Here is a 2525-nt window from a genome sequence, read left to right as displayed (position 1 = left end):
GCCCCACCCGAGCGCCGCGGCCGCCCCGGGTCGCCCCGCCCGTTGGCGGGACGAACCGGGGTGGCCGGCCGGGGCCGGGGCGGTCAGCTCTCGGCCGCCACCTCGGCATCGAGGTCGGGCTGCGGCTTCTCGTTGCGCTTGTGCACGGCGAAGGCGAGCAGCACCAGCGCCAGCATCGCGTAGCCAAGGGCCACCTGTGGCCGGGCGGCCCACTGCACCTGTTCGGCGTGGATCAGGCCGATCCAGGACAGCGCGGCCCCGACGCCGGCCGCGGCGGCCGAGTAGTAGAAGTTGCGCATCAGGATGAACGCGACGATCGAGCCGAGCACCATGCCGGCCAGCACCGCGCCCTCCCCGAAGATCTTCATCCCGTGGTAGACCAGGCCGGCGCTGGTCAGCGCGGCCTCGCCGACCTGGTCGGCGGACGTGCCGGCCGCGGCGAGCGCGTTGTCGATCAGTCCGGTCCCCCACTGCGCCAGGTTGGGCAGGATCGCGGCCACCACCGCGGCGGCCTGGATCTTGGGCACCGACTGGAAGGCCTGGGCCCCGATCAGCAGGCCGATGTAGAGCAGGATCGGCACGATCGCCGGGATCGGCAGCAGGGTGTTGAGCACGCCGAACAGGCCCAGGAAGCACAGGACCGCGATCAGGATGCCGCTGGCCATCGAGTACGAGCCGCGCCCGCCGGCCGCCTTCCAGCCCGGGTGCCCGATGTAGACGGCGGGCGGGAACGGCGAGCCCAGTGCCGACCCGACGATGGCGCCGGCGCCGTCGGCCAGCAGCACGCTGCGCAGGTTGTAGCTGTCGCCGGCCGCGGCGGCGCTCTCCACGTTGCTCATCGCCTCGGCGAAGTTGTAAACACCGAGCGGGATCGCGGTGGCCAGCAGCGGTGCGATGTTGCCCAGGCCGGTGAACAGCAGGTCGAAGTGCAGGCTGGGCACGGCGATGGCGATCTGGCTGACCGCCGCCTGCACGTCCGGCACCGACATGTAGCCGCCGATCCAGCCGATCGCGGTGCCGACCAGCAGGGCGGCCAGGCCGACCGGGATGCCGCCGGGCAGCCGCATGTTGGTGAAGAAGCCGACCAGGATGATGCCGAGCACCGGCAGGCCGATCCAGGCCGCGTCCCAGATCTGGGCGGCCGGCCGCATCGAGATGAAGGTGATCGAGATGCCGGCCAGGGTGCCGAGCATCGCCGCCCGCGGGGTGATCTTGCGGATGAACGGCCCGATGAAGGCCCCGATCAGCACGATGACGCCGATGATGAACGCCCAGGCCAGGCCGGCCTCCCAGGCCCGGACGGGATCGCCCGTGCTGAGGAAGATCGGCAGCATGATGACGAAGACGACGATGAACATGTGCGGCACGCTCGGCCCGTAGGGCAGGGCGGTGACGTCGGCCCGGTTCTCCTTGCGGGCCAGCCGCCGGGCCAGGAACGTGTAGTACACGTTGCCGACGAGCATGGCGATGCCCAGCGCCGGCAGCACCGTGCCCAGCACGCTGCTGGCGGGCATCTGCACGACGAACAGCAGCAGCGCGGTCAGCGTCAGGACGTTGACCAGGATGTTGAAGCCGAGACCGAAGAAGGCGTTGGTCTCGCCCTTGGTCCAGTAGGGCAGCTTGAGCGAGCCGTCCGACGACGCCGAGTTCTTGAAGCCGGTGAGGTTCATGCGGTTTCTCCCTGCGGGGTGGGGTCAGCCGGCCAGGGCCGGTTGCGGCGACGGCGCCGCCGGCTCCGGGCTCAGCACCGAGATGATCGAGGCGGAATCGCTGACCCAGCCGAAGATCCCGCCCTGGGCGGCGATCATCTCCAGGCCGATCCGCTGGAACTCCGGGAAGTAGGAGCCGACGCAGTCCGAGACCACCAGGGCCTCGTACCCGCGATCGTTGGCCTCCCGGACCGTGGTGTGCACGCAGACTTCCGTGGTGACGCCGGTGACGATCAGCCGGGTGATGCCGTTCTCGACCAGGACGTCGCCGAAGGTGGTGCCGTAGAACGCGCCCTTACCGGGCTTGTCGATGACGACCTCGCCGTCGATCGGGGCGAGCTCGTCGACGATGTCGTGGCCGTACTCGCCGCGGATGAGGATCCGGCCGAGCGCGCCCTGGTCGCCGATCCGCATGGACGGCGCCCCGCGGGACAGCTTGGCCGGCGGGCAGTCCGACAGGTCGGGCAGGTGGCCCTCCCGGGTGTGGATGACCATCATCCCGGCGGCGCGGGCGGCGGCCAGCAGCTCGGCGAGCGGCGGCACCACCTGTTGCAGCAGGGCGACGTCGTTGCCGAGGGTCTCGCCGAAACCCCCGGGCAGCAGGAAGTCCCGCTGCATGTCGATGACGACCAGGGCCGTCGTGGCGATGTCGAAGGTGAACGGCTCGGGGCGGGCGGGGACGCGCAGGGGGTCGGGCACGGTGGGCTCCCGGAGCTGGGTGGGATCTGGGCGGGTGGGATCTGGGTGGGATCGCAAGGATCGGATCGCAGGGGTGGGATCGCAGGGGTGGGATCGCTGGGGGTCGGGTGGCGCAAC

General features: G+C 71.0%; 2 protein-coding genes. Both read right to left on the bottom strand.

The window, feature by feature from the left end:
• Positions 1-83: 83 nt before the first annotated feature.
• Complete coding sequence (locus tag ACOJUF_RS15935; RefSeq protein ID WP_420122809.1) at positions 84-1670, bottom strand: regulator; 1587 nt, start codon at positions 1668-1670, stop codon at positions 84-86.
• A 24-nt stretch (positions 1671-1694) separates the two neighbouring features.
• Positions 1695-2408: a cysteine hydrolase family protein gene (locus ACOJUF_RS15930; protein ID WP_420122808.1), complete on the bottom strand. Its 714-nt coding sequence runs from the start codon at positions 2406-2408 to the stop codon at positions 1695-1697.
• Positions 2409-2525 lie beyond the last annotated feature (117 nt).

Source organism: Nakamurella sp. (assembly GCF_048594475.1).
Classification (GTDB): domain Bacteria; phylum Actinomycetota; class Actinomycetes; order Mycobacteriales; family Nakamurellaceae; genus Nakamurella.
Note: the sequence above shows the minus strand (reverse complement) of the source record. Positions and strands in the feature narration are given on the sequence as shown.

Bases quoted from the DNA above. Each gene is read 5' to 3' on its own strand.
- ACOJUF_RS15935 (WP_420122809.1), bottom strand. From the start codon at position 1,670: ATGAACCTCACCGGCTTCAAGAACTCGGCGTCGTCGGACGGCTCGCTC.